The sequence below is a fragment of the Ureibacillus suwonensis genome (assembly GCF_042655065.1).
Classification (GTDB): domain Bacteria; phylum Bacillota; class Bacilli; order Bacillales_A; family Planococcaceae; genus Ureibacillus; species Ureibacillus suwonensis.
Genome location: NZ_JBHSNQ010000016.1, coordinates 1 through 17,304, shown reverse-complemented (window position 1 = coordinate 17,304; position 17,304 = coordinate 1). Strand labels below are relative to the sequence as shown.

Genomic DNA, 17,304 nt, shown 5'->3' with positions numbered 1-17,304 from the left:
CCCACAACATACTGAAATGGGCCGCAAATTCCCAAACCAATTTCAAAAATAAGGAAACAGAGCGAATGGAAAAACTCATTGTTTTCTCCATTCGCTCTGTTTTTATGGACTTTTTAGACAAGCCCTTGGATCTTTCATATGAAACAATGTTCAAAATACTTTTTCTATCAATCCGTCTTTTAAAGACATCGTTCCTTTACAAGGACCTGCCACATTTATTACAAAACTTTGCATCAATTTTATTTAACTCTTTGCAGTAATGACATTGTTTTGCCTCAACAACAGAACTTGTCCCTTTTTGCATAGCTCGGGCAATGGTTTCTACCCCATCTTTTGTTTCTTCAGCTAAATAATTAAATGTATCTTTCACAACGGGTGCCATTTCTCTAGTTTGATATTTGGCAATTTCTGAACCGTAACCAAGGCTACTTAAGGTAAATCCGACAGCTGTTAACGGTATTCCAAGAAAAAACAATCCGAAGTATTTCGGTTCTTCAAACATATCCAATGTTAAAAAATCAACAAGTGCAATCACTATACATAAAATGCCAAACCCTAAAACAATCGGGCCAAGTATACGAAATATTTTTCGCCGCTTTAAATGCTCTTCTGTAATGAACGGTTGTTTATTCATAGTCATCACTCCTTTTTCAGCTTAATTTATATACGATTAACATCAATGTATGGTGTCAGCAAATTTAATAATCTCCAATTGCTTTAAAAGAAAAAACCACTACCAACCTCTCCCTTTTCATCTTTCAGAAAGAGTTTTTGAAATGTTGGTAGTGGCTAAAATGTTAAGTTAATCTATATGTTGTACCAACACTTTTGATATTAAAAGCTATGTTATACCCCCAATAAAACTTCTGAGAATGACGGTTCAATTACCGCTCGTTAGGACAGCTTCATTTTCTGGACCCTCAACATCCTTTTAATTGTAAAGAGCCCGTAGCCGATTCCTACAATACTAAAAATATTCATAATGCTTATGGTCCAATAGAAGATTTCCACCTGTTGATATTTGTTTGTCAGGAGCCAGCCAAGTACAACAATGATTGCAAAGTAAAAAAAATTTAACAGAAACGCATGAACCCCTTTTCCAAGTTGTTCCATTACGATTAACGTCGTTAGCATCGGTCCCATAAAGGTATAAGATAGACCAACAATTTTTAGATAGTTAGAAGCATGTTGAGCAGTTTCGGCATTTGCAATAAGGAAGTTAGCAATCGTTTGACTGGCAAAGAAAACAAACACACCTATAATTATATAAATCCCGAAAATATGGATGAGGCCTTTTTTAAAAGTATCATAGGAACGGTCAAGTTTGGTTCCGCCAATATTTTGATTCATGATTAGACCAATGGCTCCACCGAAAGCAATTCCGATGGCAATCGCCATGGTCTGTACACGGTAGGCAGCGCCAAACCCTGCCACCACTTCTTCCCCAAAGGGCATGCTATCCTGTTGAAGAAAAAGGTGCTGAAAAAGATTAATATGTAGGAAAGCATGACCGGTATTCCAATCGACAATAATTTTTGCTTTACAGTCGGATCTAATTTCAAAAACTGCAAGTTTATCTTTTTTATTTTGATTCTTAAAATATCCTTTTTTATTAGTAAGCGCCAAATATCCCACACCTTCTAACCATTTTGATGTTTTGTGATAATGAGATCAACATCAAAAGTTAGGAGGTTTTTATTTTTATGTCCCCAGATGAACGAAAACAATTGTGGCAACAACGAATCGAATCTTATCGATCTAGTGGAGAGTCAAGTATAAAAGCTTGGTGCAAACAAAATCAAGTAGGTCATCGAAGTATGTATAAATGGATGAAAAGACTAGAGTTAGAGACAACTGAAACTTCACGGACTTCCCCTCAATGGCTAACTGTTGAAGTATCCCATTCGTTGGATGAAAAAAACTCCCCGCTCATCGTTAACATTGGGGAATTTTCCATCGAAGTAAAAGAAGGTTTCAATCCACTCCTTTTCAACGAAGTGGTTCAGGTGCTGAAAACACATGTTAAGTAAAACATCCATTCAACATGTTTATTTAGCAGCGGGGGCAACGGATTTACGCAAGTCGATTGATGGATTAGCAGCCATTGTTCAAATGAGCTTTCAGTTAAATCCTTTCTCTTCTAATCTCTTTGTTTTCTGTAATCGGAAACGAGATAAATTGAAAATTCTCCATTGGGATCACAATGGGTTTTGGTTGTACTATCGTCGTTTAGAGAAAGGGGTCTTTCAATGGCCTGATGAAAGAACTCCCGGCCCTTTGTGCATCACTCCCCGCCAATTCAGTTGGTTGCTCGATGGTCTTTCATTTGAACAAAAACAAGCACATGAACAAGTATCAGCTAAAATCATGGTTTAAAAGGAATTTGACATTGACCTGTCAATTCCTTTCCTTTATGTGCGCCCGGCATGTACATGAACTATAGGGTGTAAGTCCCGAACCCCTAAGACAGAAGCAGAGGTTAGCTCAACGAAAGGGTGTCCGTGGTGACGCGGAATCTGAAGGAAGCTGGAGGCAAAACACCGGTCCGAGGAACACGAACCTCATATAAGGCTAGGTATGATTGAGTGAGTTTGCATCACAAAACAAAGCTCTTTCTGTCGAAGGTCATATCGAGTAAATGAGGCGGATAGATGGTGTGAAAGTGCATGTACTTACCCGGGGAGGTCTGGCGGATATGTGAAGTACTCTTCATAACCTACTTAGTGATAAGTAGCTGAACCGTCAGAAGTCAGCAGAGGTCATCGTATTAGTTGGTTTAGAACTACTAAGAAGGACCGAACAATTAAGAGAGAATAGCCCTTGGCATTCAGTGAGTCATGATGAACACAGAAAACGTAGTACCTCACTTGAGGAAGGAAGCGGTGAATCCCGTGGGGGACTCTTTTCGAACAATTACCATTGATAGATCACAATGATGTAGAAGCCATCGATCAACTCCTTCCTTGGTCGAAGACAATTCCAGAAGAATGTCGCATACCAAATAAAACTAAATAGAGCATATAATAAACGCCCACGAAAAAACACGTGAGCGTTATTTTACGCTTACATTGATAAGGAGATGACAACATGAGTGATGTTAATGAACTACTAGAAGAAGCTATTAAGGAAACTGAAAACTTGAATGAAGGTGAAGTCTTTCTTGTTAAAGATTTGTTCAAGGGTTATGTATGGAATAGAATACCCAGAAAGGATCGACTTCTGCTTGGGACTTTATTTTTAAACTACGTAAATAAAATGGAAGGTAATATAAAGGCGATTGAAAAGACCTCATCTAACCAGCAGAGGTATCAGAAGGTTTGAGGATATAGCAAAACTATTATGAAGGGCAATAAAAAACTATAAATTATATTAGGGTGTATGGGGTGGATGCTTTGCTTAATTTAAGGCAATTAGTAGATGGTTTTTTCTTGCTTGTTCAGTGTAAGAGTATTGAAATTTATAATGAGTTTAGCCCACCACATGAACTGGGGATATTCGTACGTGAAAAGCTTACAAACGAAATTATGCAAATAAAGAAACGCTTGATTCTTACGTTACGTAAAGTTGTACAATGAATTCGGAGGTTGATTGAGATGATGAAAGAGCAAATGTCCATTGGAGAATTCTCCCGTATAGCTCGTGTCAGTCCACGCACGCTGCGATTTTATGAAGAGCAAGGCTTGCTCAAGCCAAGCTATATTAGTGATTCCGGGAGAAGGTATTATCGCCCGGACGATCTAATTCCGCTACAGCAAATCATTGCATACAAATATCTTGGTTTTTCACTGAAAGACATTAAAGCGATCATGTCCGGACAAGCGGGGGACAGTAACGCCTTGCTACGATCTTTGCGAATGCAGAAGCAGGCTTTGGAGCATAAACAGCAACACATTCAGCAAATATTGAAAGCGATTGATCATGCTACCGCGGTACTTGAAGCCGAGCATAGGATAGATCCGCAAGTGATCTCCTTCTTGATTCACAGCATCGTGACGGAGCAGCAACAGATGGAATGGATGTCTGATTGGTTTCCAGAGCCGTTGATTCAGAGAATAAAGGAAAATTTCGCGGACGAAAGCAAAGAGCGGGACTGGAACATGCGCTCGACATTGCTCCTTCAGGACCTCAAACAAGCATTGCGCAACCATCGTCCAGACTCCGAAGAAGTCCAGCAGCTCATCGAGCAATTTATGGCTCTCGCTAACGAACTGATGGGCGACAATTGGTACTTTATGAATGAATATGCGGATCACTTAGAAAATATAGAACTGCCCGCTGCGATCGGTACCCCGTTTACAGAAGAGGAAGAGAAATGGTTTGCAGAAGCGTTCGAGTACTATTCCATAAAGAAAGGACTGTTTTCAGATGGACACAGAGAGAGTGAATAATCATGACCAGGGACGACAATGGCGGAAGTTTTTGCGAATGTTGCGCAGTGCCGTTCCCAGGAGAGGGCTGTTTGCCGTTGCCATCATCCTAAGTGTATTGGAAGCTGCAGGCGGCTTGATTGTGCCGCTTTTCACCCGTGATTTGATTGATCAATTTGCGGCTAGTGGTCTCGATATCGGTGTCATCATTTGGCTCATAGCGGCGTTTTTTGTGCAGGCGGCTGCGGGCGGATTTTCCTACTATTTCATGACGTATATTGGCGAGATGTTCGTGAGAAACATCCGATTGCGCTTGTGGAATCACATTCTAAAACTCAAAGTTTCCTACTTTGACAAGCACGAATCCGGCGAGCTGATCAGCCGTGTTACGCAGGATACGAACACGCTTAAGACACTAATAACGAACCATCTCGTCACCTCCATCTCCGGCATTCTTTCGATCATCGGCGCATTAGTGATCCTGTTTGTCATCGACTGGAAAATGACGCTCATTATGCTTTCCGCAGTGCCAGTGTCCATGCTGATTTTGGCACCATTAGGCAGACTGGTGTACAAAATTTCCTTGCAAATGCAAGATGAGCTTGCCGCTTTCAGCGCGGGACTCGGTCGCGTGCTCAGCGACATCCGTCTTGTGAAATCGCACAATGCCCAGTCCGTTGAGCGCGAAGGGGGCGAGCGAAAGATTGCCAGCTTGTTTCACTTCGGCATGAGAGAAGCACGCATCCAAGCATTCGTCTCACCACTAATGACAACCGTGATCATGGCCGTGCTGGTCGTCATCATCGGATACGGTGGAGCGCGCGTTTCCGCCGGTGATCTGTCTGCCGGAACACTGGTTGCTGTCATTATTTATATGTTCCAGGTCGTAGTGCCATTCAGCATGCTGGCACAGTTTTTCACCGCCTTTCAAAAAGCGATGGGAGCGACCGAGCGCATCCAAGAGTTGCTATGCACTGATCCAGAGCAGTCAACAGGACGCTTACAGCAAAATCAGCAAAATGATGATCCTGACCATCAGGAGCCAGGCCGTCAATCGAAGCCTGATTTCGCAACCGCGTTAACGCTGTCTGCGGACTGGGAGCAATCGGAAGATGCGTCATACCAAGTCGATTGGAATCAGCCCATCCACTTCAAGGACGTATCCTTTGGCTATGGGCAAGAGGACGAGGTGCTGCGCAGCTTAAACTTCACGATTGAGCCGGGGCAAACTGTCGCCTTCGTCGGGCCGAGCGGTGCCGGTAAGACAACGATCTTCTCCTTGTTGGAGCGGTTTTATGAAACGTCGGCGGGCAGCATCATGCTCGGAGAGCAGAACATCGAACAAATTCCGCTTCACGCTTGGCGGGAAGGGATCGGATACGTCCTGCAAGAAAGCCCGCTCATGTCAGGTTCGATCAAAAGCAACATCACGTACGGGCTCACGCGTCCGGTTACCGACGACGAAGTGCGCGAGGCTGCGCGTCTTGCTAATGCCGCGGCATTTATCGAACAATTGCCGTCAGGATACGACACCGAGGTTGGCGAACGGGGCATCAAGCTGTCCGGTGGTCAGCGCCAGCGCATCGCCATTGCTCGCGCTCTGCTGCGCGATCCAAAGCTGCTACTTCTGGACGAAGCGACGTCGAATCTGGATAGCGAATCGGAAGCACTTGTCCAGGAAGCACTGCAAAACTTGATGCATGGTCGCACGACGCTTATCATCGCGCATCGCTTGTCAACCGTCGTTGATGCAGACCAAATCATCTTCCTCGAGAATGGCATCTTGACTGGCCAAGGAACGCATGCTCAATTGATGGATGGACATGCATTGTACCGTAAGTTCGTTCATCAGCAGATGAAGCAAGAATCCAACTTCAGCGTCTATACTTCCTAGGGACGCAATCGGCGATGTATTCATTTTTTCGATATGTAAAAATTAATCGATATATTCCCGCCTACCGATAGTGCAAAAAGTGCCTTTGACTTGTTTCCGACTACCGACAATGTAAAAGACATCAATCCACCCCGCTCGTTGCATGTGGAGTGCGTAATAGGAATATGTCGAGACGATACGTAGAAGTACTGAATTATCAGTATTCTGCAAAGTATGCTTCGTTTACGACTAATGGAAAGGACTACAGGAATAAGGTGTTAAACGATAAAATCGAGGTTTCTATTGTTCTCGACTTGGAATGGATAGATACACCTAGTGATTTTTAATTGAAAACAAGAATATCCAAGAGAGCGTCCTTATCGGGGCGTTCTCTTTTTATATAGATATTTCTTCAAAGAGCCGGTTGTCCCTCTCAGGCAGCCGGCATTTTTCATGAAAGGAGCGATTCGGCAATGCGCTGCTATTGTTCAGTTTTTTTGTCCCCGGTCTTCGGCAGTTCGCCGGATATTTCGTAGGCATCCTGCGCATCCCCTATTTGACGTTTGCCGTCTATGCCTACATCGGCGCCGTGCTGTGGGTGACCTTCTTCTTCGGCATCGGATTTGTTTTCGGCAAAGAGTGGCAGATCATCCTCGGTTGGGTGGAGCGGCATTTCGCGTTTGTCGCCGCGGGGGTCGCGGCGCTTGTGGCATTCATGATTTTCAGATGGAGCAAATCCGCCAAGGCGGAGAAGGGAATCAAGTGATCCGCGTTTGGTCAGAACCTGATGCGGCAGTTCCAGACGGTGACTCAATTTGCCAATCAGCAATTTGACCAACATTTTCGCGATATCGAAAACCGGACGCTGAACATTCTGGAGAACGCCAAGCTTTTGGTATAAATGAAGCGCGCATGCGTATTTTCGGCCGAAAATGCGTATGCGCGCTTTTTGCATTTGCGCCGGGCATGGTTACTCCAAGCCCTTTTTGCCGTGTATCCAAAAAGGCTTCGCTCTTATTTGCTTGCTGTTCCATCCTAATTCGTCTTTCAGGTGCTTGTGAAGCAATTTGCACATTTCACCATCACCTGCGACGTAAATGGTCGTGTTGTTTGTCGGTTGGGGCAGCGAGGCTTCAACTGAAGAGATTACGGTTTGATATTGTTGCGGTGAGGTTGTAATAAACTCAAATGGTGAATGTCCGTCTATATCCGGAAAAAAATCGGCTTGATTTTGGCCGAATATAAAACCTGATACACGATTCTGATTCCTGAAGAGACGACGCAGACCGTAAAAATGGCCTAAAGCTGTAATATCTCCGATCATCACGGCATCAGCAGCATCATCATGGATGATCAGGTTGCTGGAATGCTTCATAAAATAAACGTCGTCACCCATGTTTACGTTATTGATCCATTTTGCTCCGGGTCCGTTTGAAAAAGTACATACGGCAAGATCGAGTGTTTGAGTTTGAGCATCAAAGTTCCATATGGAGTAGGAACGTACGCGATCTCTTAACGGCGCTTGTTGGTCCGTCCCGACGAGGATTCTTAAAAAATCTTGGGGACGATACGAAAATGCATTGGGTTCTTGCAGCCGGATAGAAAGTTTGAACGTATGTTCAGCTACTTTGATTTTATTTACCACCTTTGCATGCGTAGCAAGACTTTTCGCTAACTTTTCGATAATACCCATATATATCACATCCTCTCAGCGATTTCTTGTTCCTGAGCTTTTAGCTTTTTTGGAAGCTTTCATGTCCCACCTTCCTGAACATAGTGTTGTTTATTTATCAGCGTATTTAGTATAAAATGAAAGTACAACTTAAACAATAGGCAATCCAAAACGATTTGTCGGTTAATCAACAGACAGTAAAAAAGTGTCGGCCAGGGAGTTGTCGCTATGGAAAAAAAGCAAGATTTGCGCGTTGTCAAAACGCTCGAGGCGATCAAAAAAGCATTTTTTGAATTGCTTGAAGAAAAAGGGTTTGAAGCCATTACAATTAAGGATATTACAGAAAAAGCACGGATTAACCGTGGCACGTTTTACGCTCATTACCATGATAAATACCATTGTTTGTCCAGCTATGAATCGGAATTTATGGAAGGAATCATCGACATTGCGAAAAGACATGATCCGTCAAAGAGAACCATTAACTTCAAGAACGATTCGCTCTCGATTGCAATTGAAATTTTTCAATACCTTTATCTGAATAAAGATATGTTAAAAGCGCTTCTCAGCCCTAAAGGTGACCCATACTTTCAATCAAAGCTGAAACAAACCATGTGGGAACTGTTATTTGAAAAAACGACTCCTTCACTGATTAACTCGGACCAAATGCGGGTATCGCCCGAATATTTTGCCTCTTACATTTCCGGTGCGCATTTAAGTGTGATACAAGTTTGGTTAAACAATGGCTGCAAGGAAACACCGGAGGAAATGGCAAAGGTATTATCCATGCTTACTGTGAAAGGTCCTTTTTATGCAGCAGGACTTATTCGGGATTAGGAAAAAGACTCATCTGCCGAGCGGCTGAAGCTTTCGTACTTCGCGGTCAAGGAGGTTTTGATTGATTTCAAGTCCATCCGAATCGCCTCTAATTCAATTTCCGGTCATGTCGTCTCCGGTTTCAAGGGCGTGCGGGCGGCCGCCCTGGCGGCCGTCGCCCTGTACGGCATCAGCAGCTATGCGTTCAACCCCGCCCAGCAGCACCGGCTGATCGGATTGTCCGGTCCGTCCGCCGGTATCGTCCTCTCGCTCAACGCTTCCGCCATCTATCTGGGAAGCGCCGGGGACGCGTTCCTCGGCGGGCTCGTGCTGAAATACGGCTCTGTCGCTATGATCGGGTACTTCGGAGGGCTTGGGCGTTTGCGGCTTTGGCCTTGATTGGGCTAAGCCTTCTGTCGCGGACGAAAGAGCGAAGCGGACAACCGGCGAACGGGTGATCATTGATTGATAGCGCATAAGGGATAAAAGAGCCGGGCAAGCGGGTGCGGGAAGCTTTCCCGCTTGCCGTATGCCGTTTTTGACTTATAGGTTAAAATAGCTATGTGAGTCGCCGAAAGCGGATATTTTGGAAATGTGCTTTGCGCGCGGCACATTTCAGGCAATATGAGGCAGAACGGAGCGGGAAAAATGGCGAAATCCGGCGCGACGGACCAGGAAAAACCATTCAAACGGAAGACATCGACATCGAAAGCTTCCCGCCGCGCGGAATTGCGGCCGAAGACATCCGGGCCGGCGATCTCATGGTCGTCACGATCAAACGGATCGGCATCAATGGAGAGGGTGTCGGATATTACAAGCGCAAAGCGGTTTTCGTTCCCGGGGCGTTGCCGGGGGAAGTCGTGAAAGCGAAGGCGGTGCTGGTGGAACCGACCTACATTTCCGCTGCTCTCGCGGAGATCGAAAAAACATCCGGCCACCGAAAAACGCCCGAATGCCCCGTATACGACATTTGCGGCGGCTGCCAGCTTCAGCACATGGATTATGCCGGACAACTTGCGGCGAAGGAAGAACTGGTGAGGGAAGCGTTTCGCCGATATGTCGGCGATGTGCCCGTTCCGATCCGCCCCATCGTTGGCATGGCCGATTCGTGGGGGTACCGCCACAAGGCGCAGCTGCAGGCGGGTGTCGTGAGCGGGCGAACGGTGCTCGGCCTGTATTCGCCGGCGAGCCGCAGGCTTGTCGACATTGCCGGCTGTCCGGTGCAGCAGCAGGACATCAATCAAGCCGCAGAAGCGATTCGGGGCATTATGGAAGAGCTGGGTATCCCGCCTTACCGGGAAAAAGCAAGGGAGGGCCTGCTCCGCACCGTGGTCCTGCGAAAAAGCGCCTATTCCGGCGAACTGCAAGTCACCTTTGTCCTCGCGAAGGATCGCTTGCCGCAGGCGAAACAACTGATTGCAGCGATCACCGCCAGGCTGCCGCAAGTGGCCACGATCGCCGTCAACATTCAGCCCAAAGATACGCCCCTGGTCTTTGGCGACCGCACCCGTGTGCTGTGGGGCAAACCGGACATCGAAGAGCGGCTGGGCGGCCTGTCGTACCGCTTGTCGCCAAGGGCTTTTTTTCAGATTAATCCTGTACAAACGGCGGTTTTGTACGATTATGTCAAAGAAGCCGCGGCCTTGACCGGCACCGAGCGCGTGGTGGACGCCTATTGCGGCACGGGAACGATCGCCCTCTGGCTGGCCGAGCAGGCGGCGGAAGTGCGCGGGATCGAGGAAATCGCCGAGGCCGTCCGGGACGCGAGGCAGAACGCGCGGTTCAACGGGATCGGAAATGTCCGGTTTTACCATGGAAAAAGCGAGCAGCTTCTGCCCGCCTGGATCAAGGAAGGGTACCGGCCCGACGTCATTGTCGTCGATCCGCCCCGCACCGGCTGCGACCGCAAATTTCTGTCCGCCGTGATCAAGGCCCGGCCAAAGCGGTTCGTCTACGTCTCCTGCAATCCCGCCACTTTGGCCAAAGACTGCAAGGTGCTTCTGGATGGCGGCTTCGCGATGGAATGGATTCAGCCCGTAGACATGTTTCCGCAGACAAGCCATGTGGAGTGCTGTGCATTGATAAAGAGGATTGATGACTGATTCAAGAATCTGTAAAAGATTCTCGGACTCCTAACTGTTTTTATTAGGATTAATTGTTGAAAGGGATGCAGTGTTTTGATTGATTCTACAAGTAATCGAAGTACATGGGAGAAAATAACGGAAAGAAAAATACGATATGATTCGAAAATTGTTGAGTGTAAGTGCCGTTTATTAAGTGCTCGAAATCGCTGTAGGATTTTATTTCATTTAATAGAAGAACCTTTTACATTGACAATGAATGATTTGCATGTAACAATTCCACTCGGGGGTTATACAATTGCTTATTATTGGCTGGATCGTCCATATAACTTATATTTTTGGAGAGACCAAGCAGGAAATTATTTAGCTTCATATTTTAACATTGTAAAGAATACAAAGTTTGAAGATAACATGGTAATATTCGAAGACTTGATTATCGATGTACTGGCGCTGCCAAATGGAGAGTATTTTATTTTGGATGAAGATGAATTGCCTGAACCCTTTGAAACATTTGAGAAGGGGTACGCCAAAGGTGCGTTGGAAACATTATTAAGTTCAATGGACGATGTACTCACGCAAACGATTGCAGAATCCGAAAGTATTTATAATCATAAAAGGTTTATTCCCCTATTAGAAAAGGGTTAAGTTGTTTTTATTGCATTTCCTACAATCAGGTTATTGTGCGTTATCCTAATTTTTTAAACTAAGTTGAAGGACACTACTTGCTGCATGTGCAGCCTGTAGTGTCTTTTTTATTCTTAAGAAACATCCATAAATCTCTGAATAATTCATCTCGAAAATTTAGGATAGACATGCTTATTACGTGTATTTTTTAAAACTTAAACATTTGCAGAATAATCGGTGCACCTTTTGGCGGCAGGTCTTCAGTTATTAACTTGAGCATGCCGCACTCTACTTCGTAATTTTCTTTAGGTTGAAGCACTCCGTTAATAAATAAATTCATATAGGAGACTGTACTTGGATCCATGATTTTGTGATGTTTTCCTTTTGTAATCCCATCTTGATCTCTATAGACTCTTGACTTCCCATTTGAAATTGTAAAGTACTCAAAAACTTCAACCTTTTTTGGAAGGCGAAAGGAAAATTCTGTCGGCGGCAAAGGAGGGATTCTTAATAATGGCTTGGGTAAATTATTTACACCTGTTTGTTTGTTCATCATTCCGATCCTTCCAGATAATTACTAACTCTTTTTTTATTTTATGCCTAAGTCAATAAAAAATTTCACCATATAATAAAGCGAAAATGAACTTCAAGGAGGAAACTTCATGCCATTGGAAATTTTGAAGCTTGCAATTAATGCGGCCACAACTGTAGTTACTTCTCCAGATGTACAAAAATTTTTTTATGTAGTAGATGCGGATGTATCTGGTGGAACAACGTTAACCATTGACGCAGATGATTTTATGGATGATACAGGGGCAACAGGAGTTACACTTCCGGAATTAGCTGATGAAAATAGTTATTTTATTGTTTATGTAAATGGTGTCCAAGTAATGCAAGACTTAGTGACATATAACCCAGGCGGATCGGGTGCAGGATCTCTTGTAATTAATGTCCCTGCAGGATCCGATATTATTGCAAATTCACCGGTCGTTCTTGTCGTAACAAACTTTAATCCAACAGCCCAAACGACTATTAATACTTAAGAAGTTGTATAATAAATGAATTAAGATTATCCGTATACAAAGGCAAAGCACCTCCTTTCGATTAGAAGAGGTGCTTTGTTAGTTTAGAGAATGTGGACGAGATAAGTTATTTGAAATAAATTACTAATAGAAATTCCCATGATGTACAAGGCCGGATTAAAAAACTAATTGAACTCCCCTTAAATCTTTAGATTGGAAGAGGATGAGAAAGAATATGGAAAAGAGGAATTTAAATTTAATCTTTATGGCTTCAAATATATTGATTGGTGTAATTCTTGGATTATTCATCGTTTACAGTATAAAGAAGGAGTTCAACTTAAGTGTTTTCCTCGGTGCTTTAACATCCACCGTGGTCAAGTCCAAATTATTGTGTAAATTCCCCTTTGATAGAAAACATGGACCTGATGACTTGACGTATGGTAGGTAAGTCCGGCAAGTCTCCCTGCCGGTCGTCTTCCCGGACCAATGATCATGTTGTCAAGGAACAGGTGTGTCAAGGAGCTTTCGCGGCAACTCCTCGCTTCCGAGGTATTCCACGTTCTCCTTGACACAGCGAAGGGGTTATCCCACTCTCTTGATCGCCGGAGCCTCCTGATTCACCGATCGGACTCCTTGCTCTTTCATTTTCCGCCACCGCCAATATTCGGACATATCCAAGTATTTGCGCCCTGACATCCATTTTTCGTCGATTTCGATCAACACGGCGCCAACGAGGCGATACACCGATTCCCGGTTCGGAAAGATGCGGATGACCCGTTCTCTGCGGCGGATTTCCTCGTTCAGCCGTTCCACTCCGTTGGTCGTGCGCAGGCGCCGCCGGTAACGGTCCGGATAGTCCAATACGGCGGTGGCGTCTTCGAATCCCTCTTCGAGGATTTGCATGGCTTTTGGGGCTTTTTCTTCCCATTTGGCCAGCACTTGTTCCAATAACAGCCGGGCCGTTTGCTTGTTTGGGGCATGAAGAATCCCGCGAATCTCCTCAAGCAAGGCATCCTGCATATACTTTGGTGCGGCATCGAGGATATTGCGAATAAAATGTGTCTGGCATCGCTGCCATGTCGCTCCTTGGAAATGCTTTTCAATCGCTTGTACAAGCCCGCCGTGCTGATCCGAGATAATCAAGTCCACTCCCCGGAGTCCTCGGTCTTTCAGCCATCCGAAGAACTCGCTCCAGCTGGACTCCGATTCACTGTTTCCGATTTGCAGGCCAAGAATTTCCCGGTATCCTTCCTCATTCACTCCTGTGGCAATCAAAACGGCTCTGGAACGTACCCGTCCATCTTCCCGGACTTTCGTATAAATCGCATCCACCAGTACAAACGGATACACGTGTTCATGAAGGGAACGGTAATTCCAGTCTTGGATAATCGGATCCAGCCCCTTGCACAGCGAGGAAACCGTGGATTTGGAAAACGAGGTGCCGCACAACTCCTCCGTGATTTGGGTGATTTTTCGGGTAGACACCCCGTTTACCACCATTTCCATGAGTGCCAGTACCAGTGCTTGTTCGCTCCGTTGATACCGTTGGAACAGTTCCGTAGAGAACTCTCCATCTCTTGTTCGTGGAACGCGCAAGGTCAACCGTCCCACCCGGGTTGTCAGCTGGCGTGGATATGAACCATTTCGATAGCCTTTTCGTTCTTCCGTTCGTTCATAACGACGAGCCCCCAGCTGTTCTTCCACTTGCGCCTCGAGGATTTGATTGAGGACTTGTTCCAATAGCTTAGCTAAATTGTTTATTGCAAAATAAAAATACAGAGTTCTGCAAGGAAAACGTGCAGAGATTGATTGGGTAAAAAAAAAGCTTGCCAGCTCCTAAAATTCCCTCTACTGTTAAGGTTGTGAAGACTAAAACAGTGGAGGTAAAGAAAGGATGCTAGCAATGCCTGAAATTCATTATATCAAACATTTAAGGGAAAACAAAGATCTGTCGATCTCGGAAATTGCGAGAAAGACAGGGCTGAATTGGAGAACTGTCAAGAAATATGCCGATGGAAATATTGGCGGACAAAAAATCATGAAAAAGAAACGGGGGATGATGTACGAGCTAGGATATGGGGAGATCATCGATGACTGGCTGGAGGAGGACGCGAAGCTGCCACGAAAAGAGCGAAGAACCAATCGAACCATGTTTGAACAACTGCAAAAAGAGCATGGTTTTCCCGGTTCTTACCGAACTGTATGTGCCTACATTCAGGAACGGAAGCCGCATATCAAGGCAGAAAAGGAAAAACGATACGAACGGCTGGAGCATCCTCCGGGGGAAGCCCAAGTCGATTTTGGCACGATGCAAGTAGTGAAGGATGGAGCTCTTGAAGATAAAAAGCTCTTGATTTTGAGCTTCCCCCATAGTAATGCTGGATTTGCTCATCCTCTCCCGTCAGAAAATAGGGAATGCTTCTTGGAAGGATTGAAACAGTTATTTCATCAAGCAGGGGGAGTGCCGAGGCGTTTAAGGATGGACAATTTGTCCGCTGCCGTGGTGACAGTCGGGAAAGGAGATAACCGTCAGTATACCGAAGCGTTTCTGCGTTTCCAAGCCCACTACGGGTTTGAAGTACAGCCGTGCAATCCCGCCAGCGGGCATGAAAAAGGGAATGTGGAGAGGAAAGTATACTACGTACGCCATCGTTGTTTCGTTCCCGCCCCTGTGGTGGAAAGCGATGAACAGCTGACCGAATGGCTACGGGTCAAAATGATCGAAGATCGTTCTCGCCTTCACTATGAAAAAGGAGTGCCAATTGAAGAGTTGTGGAAAGAAGATCAAAAAGAGCTGAAAGCATTGCCTTTGGACAATCTTCCGATCTTCTCTTTGGATACGGTGAAAGTAAACAAATACGGGGAGATTACAGTGGATGGGGAAAAGTGGGTGATCCATCAAGCTCGGGTGAATCAGTCTCTCGTGGTGCAAAAAGGGTGGGATCGCTTTATCTGCCTATCCAATCAAGGAGAAGTCGTTTTTGAAGCTCCTCGGCCGTATATGAACCAGAAACAAGAAATCCCTTGGGAAGAGATTTTCAACGATTGGGAGAAGAAGCCTCGATCCGTGAGTTATTCGCGATTTTTTAAGTACTTGCCAGAGAAGGTGCAAACATATTTGACCTTCCGTAAGGAAGAGGTCAAACAGCGCGTTCGGGGAGTTCGGGAACTCTTAAAAAGCCATACATTGAAAGAACTGGATGAATGGTTGAACAAAGAGCAACGATTCGACTTGGCCCCTCATGAGTTAAAGGTGTTGTTAGAGGCGAAACAACAAGCTTATCCGGAAAAGTGGAAAGAAACTTACATCCCTTCGGTGTTTGTCGATTATGAGACGGATTTACACCTTTATGACCAACGGCTGTGCCCGTCATGGGAAGGAGGGGCAAACCGGGATGACTCGGGACATCAAAGAGATTTGTAAAGCGTTGCATTTGGCGTATATTGCCGATTGTTTTGAGGAGGTGCCATACGAAACAAAAGAGCAATTTTTACGGGATGTACTGGCTTTGGAAATCTCATCGCGTCAAGAAGCGAAACGGTCGAAGCTGATCAAGAAGGCTAAATTCCGGGAGTTAAAGTGGCTGAAAGACTATGAGTGGTCCGATCACATTCATTGGCCCTCCACAACGACCAAAGAGGAGCTTTGCGACCTTGTGTTTTTGGAGCGGAGACAGAACGTATTGCTTTTGGGATCGCCTGGAACCGGGAAAACCCATTTAGCCACGGCTTTAGGATTGAAGGCATGCGAGAAAGGCCATGAGGTGCGGTTTTTCCGAGTGGCTGATCTCGTTGCCCAACTGGAAGAGGCCTTAAAAAACGGGACACTGCCCCGTCTGAAACGGCAAATCGAGGCGTGCGAACTATTGATTCTCGATGAACTGGGATATGTGCCGTTTCAAAAACAAGGGTCAGAACTGCTTTTTCACATCATCGCGGACTGTTACGAACGAAAAAGTGTCATCGTGACCTCGAATTTAGAGTTTGGACAGTGGAACCGGGTATTTGAGGATAACCGTCTCACCGCTGCGTTAGTGGACCGTCTGGTCCATCACACCCATATCATTGCCTTTACAGGAGAAAGCTATCGTCTAAGACACGCGCTTTCTTCTGTGAAGAAGATATCATCCAATTAGCAATTCGTTGGAAAAATCGAGCTGCAAGCCTATGTATTTTTTACTGCAATTCTCTGCATTTTTTGGGCTCTTACGTTCTTTTGGTGAAACCATATATGTACAGTCCTTCATCTCTTTATTAATTTTTTAAAAAAACATTTTATAAATGATATAACACTCGTTTTTCAAGTAAATCCAGCTTTGCCCGGCCATACATGATTCGTTTCATCAGCTTCAATCGGTGAACATGGCCTTCCACAACTCCGTTACTGTAGGAAGTACTAAATGCCAGCTTAATCGACTGTAAATCCCTACGGAGTCGAAGTGCACAATCATATAAATGATTGTTTGGAGAAGACAATTGTTTTTCCAACCATTTGAAAAATGCCGGATAGTTCCGTTCATCAAATGCTTCTCTAAATGTTTGAACCATTTGGTGGAAAGAATGAAGGGATGGGTACATCTTAAAGGATTGTTCAAGAAGTTGCAGTTCCTCTTCTAAAAGTCTAGATTTTCGTTTCCAAACATATGAAATCATTTGCCGTCTGGAAATTCGAACGGAAGATTCCTTAATCCCCTGCCGTTTTCTTTCTTTTCGTATGCTTTCGACTGCAACGCGGACACCTGAAAGTGTCCCCGTATATCCATATTTACGAAGTTGCGCATCAATTTCACGGATGGTCTTGCCCTCTTGTTCGAGTTGCTGAATGTATTGCTCAAAACCATCGGTTTGCCGT

The 17,304-nt window shown here is 45.1% G+C and carries 20 protein-coding genes; 13 read left to right on the top strand and 7 right to left on the bottom strand.

Features of this window, described 5'->3' with window-relative positions:
* Positions 1-196 precede the first annotated feature (196 nt).
* Positions 197-634 carry a hypothetical protein gene (locus ACFPOH_RS01630; RefSeq protein WP_390308692.1) on the bottom strand — a complete coding sequence of 146 codons (438 nt, stop codon included), beginning with the start codon at positions 632-634 and terminating at the stop codon, positions 197-199.
* Between the two features lie 260 nt (positions 635-894).
* A complete protein-coding gene (locus ACFPOH_RS01625; RefSeq protein WP_390308691.1) occupies positions 895-1,626 on the bottom strand; it encodes an MATE family efflux transporter in 732 nt (243 codons plus the stop codon).
* A 77-nt stretch (positions 1,627-1,703) separates the two neighbouring features.
* Here ACFPOH_RS01625 and tnpA point away from each other — a divergent pair, with 77 nt between their 5' ends.
* The 6 genes from tnpA to ACFPOH_RS01595 all read left to right on the top strand — a co-directional run bounded on the left by tnpA (position 1,704) and on the right by ACFPOH_RS01595 (position 6,261).
* Positions 1,704-2,030 carry an IS66 family insertion sequence element accessory protein TnpA gene (gene tnpA, locus ACFPOH_RS01620; protein ID WP_390308690.1) on the top strand — a complete coding sequence of 109 codons (327 nt, stop codon included), beginning with the start codon at positions 1,704-1,706 and terminating at the stop codon, positions 2,028-2,030.
* Entirely contained in the window at positions 2,020-2,376 is a 357-nt protein-coding gene (tnpB, locus tag ACFPOH_RS01615; RefSeq protein WP_096549681.1) for an IS66 family insertion sequence element accessory protein TnpB, read from the top strand. The genes tnpA and tnpB overlap by 11 nt, the downstream gene beginning before the upstream one ends.
* 711 nt (positions 2,377-3,087) lie before the next feature.
* Positions 3,088-3,321 carry a single-stranded DNA-binding protein gene (locus ACFPOH_RS01610; protein WP_390308689.1) on the top strand — a complete coding sequence of 78 codons (234 nt, stop codon included), beginning with the start codon at positions 3,088-3,090 and terminating at the stop codon, positions 3,319-3,321.
* A gap of 62 nt (positions 3,322-3,383) precedes the next feature.
* On the top strand, positions 3,384-3,575 hold the full coding sequence (locus tag ACFPOH_RS01605; RefSeq protein WP_341287319.1) for a hypothetical protein: 192 nt from the start codon (positions 3,384-3,386) through the stop codon (positions 3,573-3,575).
* Between the two features lie 18 nt (positions 3,576-3,593).
* Complete coding sequence (locus ACFPOH_RS01600; protein WP_390308688.1) at positions 3,594-4,388, top strand: MerR family transcriptional regulator; 795 nt, start codon at positions 3,594-3,596, stop codon at positions 4,386-4,388.
* A gap of 37 nt (positions 4,389-4,425) precedes the next feature.
* The gene (locus ACFPOH_RS01595; protein ID WP_390308687.1) at positions 4,426-6,261 is read left to right on the top strand and encodes an ABC transporter ATP-binding protein; all 1,836 of its coding nucleotides are present in this window, start codon (positions 4,426-4,428) and stop codon (positions 6,259-6,261) included.
* A 460-nt stretch (positions 6,262-6,721) separates the two neighbouring features.
* Here the strand turns inward: ACFPOH_RS01595 and ACFPOH_RS01590 are convergent, their stop codons facing one another.
* Together ACFPOH_RS01590 and ACFPOH_RS01585 are read right to left on the bottom strand one after the other, a co-directional pair.
* Positions 6,722-7,195: a hypothetical protein gene (locus tag ACFPOH_RS01590; protein ID WP_390308686.1), complete on the bottom strand. Its 474-nt coding sequence runs from the start codon at positions 7,193-7,195 to the stop codon at positions 6,722-6,724.
* A gap of 15 nt (positions 7,196-7,210) precedes the next feature.
* Positions 7,211-7,933, bottom strand: a complete 723-nt coding sequence (locus tag ACFPOH_RS01585; RefSeq protein ID WP_390308685.1) for a siderophore-interacting protein — start codon at positions 7,931-7,933, stop codon at positions 7,211-7,213.
* Positions 7,934-8,140: 207 nt separating this feature from the next.
* On the opposite strand from ACFPOH_RS01585, the gene ACFPOH_RS01580 reads away from it, so the two are divergent.
* The 4 genes from ACFPOH_RS01580 (at position 8,141) to ACFPOH_RS17095 (ending at position 11,451) form a co-directional block, all read left to right on the top strand.
* Complete coding sequence (locus ACFPOH_RS01580; protein ID WP_390308684.1) at positions 8,141-8,746, top strand: TetR/AcrR family transcriptional regulator; 606 nt, start codon at positions 8,141-8,143, stop codon at positions 8,744-8,746.
* 57 nt (positions 8,747-8,803) lie between these two features.
* On the top strand, positions 8,804-9,124 hold the full coding sequence (locus ACFPOH_RS01575) for a hypothetical protein (RefSeq protein ID WP_390308683.1): 321 nt from the start codon (positions 8,804-8,806) through the stop codon (positions 9,122-9,124).
* 200 nt (positions 9,125-9,324) lie between these two features.
* A complete protein-coding gene (gene rlmD / locus ACFPOH_RS01570) occupies positions 9,325-10,827 on the top strand; it encodes a 23S rRNA (uracil(1939)-C(5))-methyltransferase RlmD (RefSeq protein ID WP_390308682.1) in 1,503 nt (500 codons plus the stop codon).
* 75 nt (positions 10,828-10,902) lie between these two features.
* On the top strand, positions 10,903-11,451 hold the full coding sequence (locus tag ACFPOH_RS17095) for a ribonuclease FAU-1 family protein (RefSeq protein WP_181733314.1): 549 nt from the start codon (positions 10,903-10,905) through the stop codon (positions 11,449-11,451).
* A gap of 187 nt (positions 11,452-11,638) precedes the next feature.
* On the opposite strand, the gene ACFPOH_RS01560 is transcribed toward ACFPOH_RS17095, so the two are convergent.
* Positions 11,639-11,986, bottom strand: a complete 348-nt coding sequence (locus ACFPOH_RS01560) for a DUF4183 domain-containing protein (protein WP_141603368.1) — start codon at positions 11,984-11,986, stop codon at positions 11,639-11,641.
* 106 nt (positions 11,987-12,092) lie between these two features.
* Here ACFPOH_RS01560 and ACFPOH_RS01555 point away from each other — a divergent pair, with 106 nt between their 5' ends.
* Positions 12,093-12,473 carry a DUF4183 domain-containing protein gene (locus ACFPOH_RS01555; protein WP_141603369.1) on the top strand — a complete coding sequence of 127 codons (381 nt, stop codon included), beginning with the start codon at positions 12,093-12,095 and terminating at the stop codon, positions 12,471-12,473.
* Between the two features lie 561 nt (positions 12,474-13,034).
* On the opposite strand, the gene ACFPOH_RS01550 is transcribed toward ACFPOH_RS01555, so the two are convergent.
* Positions 13,035-14,258: an IS256 family transposase gene (locus ACFPOH_RS01550; protein WP_390308693.1), complete on the bottom strand. Its 1,224-nt coding sequence runs from the start codon at positions 14,256-14,258 to the stop codon at positions 13,035-13,037.
* Between the two features lie 88 nt (positions 14,259-14,346).
* Here ACFPOH_RS01550 and istA point away from each other — a divergent pair, with 88 nt between their 5' ends.
* Both istA and istB read left to right on the top strand, forming a co-directional pair.
* Positions 14,347-15,876, top strand: coding sequence for an IS21 family transposase (gene istA / locus ACFPOH_RS01545; RefSeq protein ID WP_390308681.1), 1,530 nt, complete (start codon positions 14,347-14,349; stop codon positions 15,874-15,876).
* The gene (gene istB, locus ACFPOH_RS01540) at positions 15,848-16,588 is read left to right on the top strand and encodes an IS21-like element helper ATPase IstB (RefSeq protein WP_390308680.1); all 741 of its coding nucleotides are present in this window, start codon (positions 15,848-15,850) and stop codon (positions 16,586-16,588) included. The genes istA and istB overlap by 29 nt, the downstream gene beginning before the upstream one ends.
* A 139-nt stretch (positions 16,589-16,727) precedes the next feature.
* Here istB and ACFPOH_RS01535 read toward each other — a convergent pair.
* On the bottom strand, positions 16,728-17,304 hold a 577-nt coding region (locus ACFPOH_RS01535; protein WP_390308679.1), incomplete at its 5' end, for a transposase.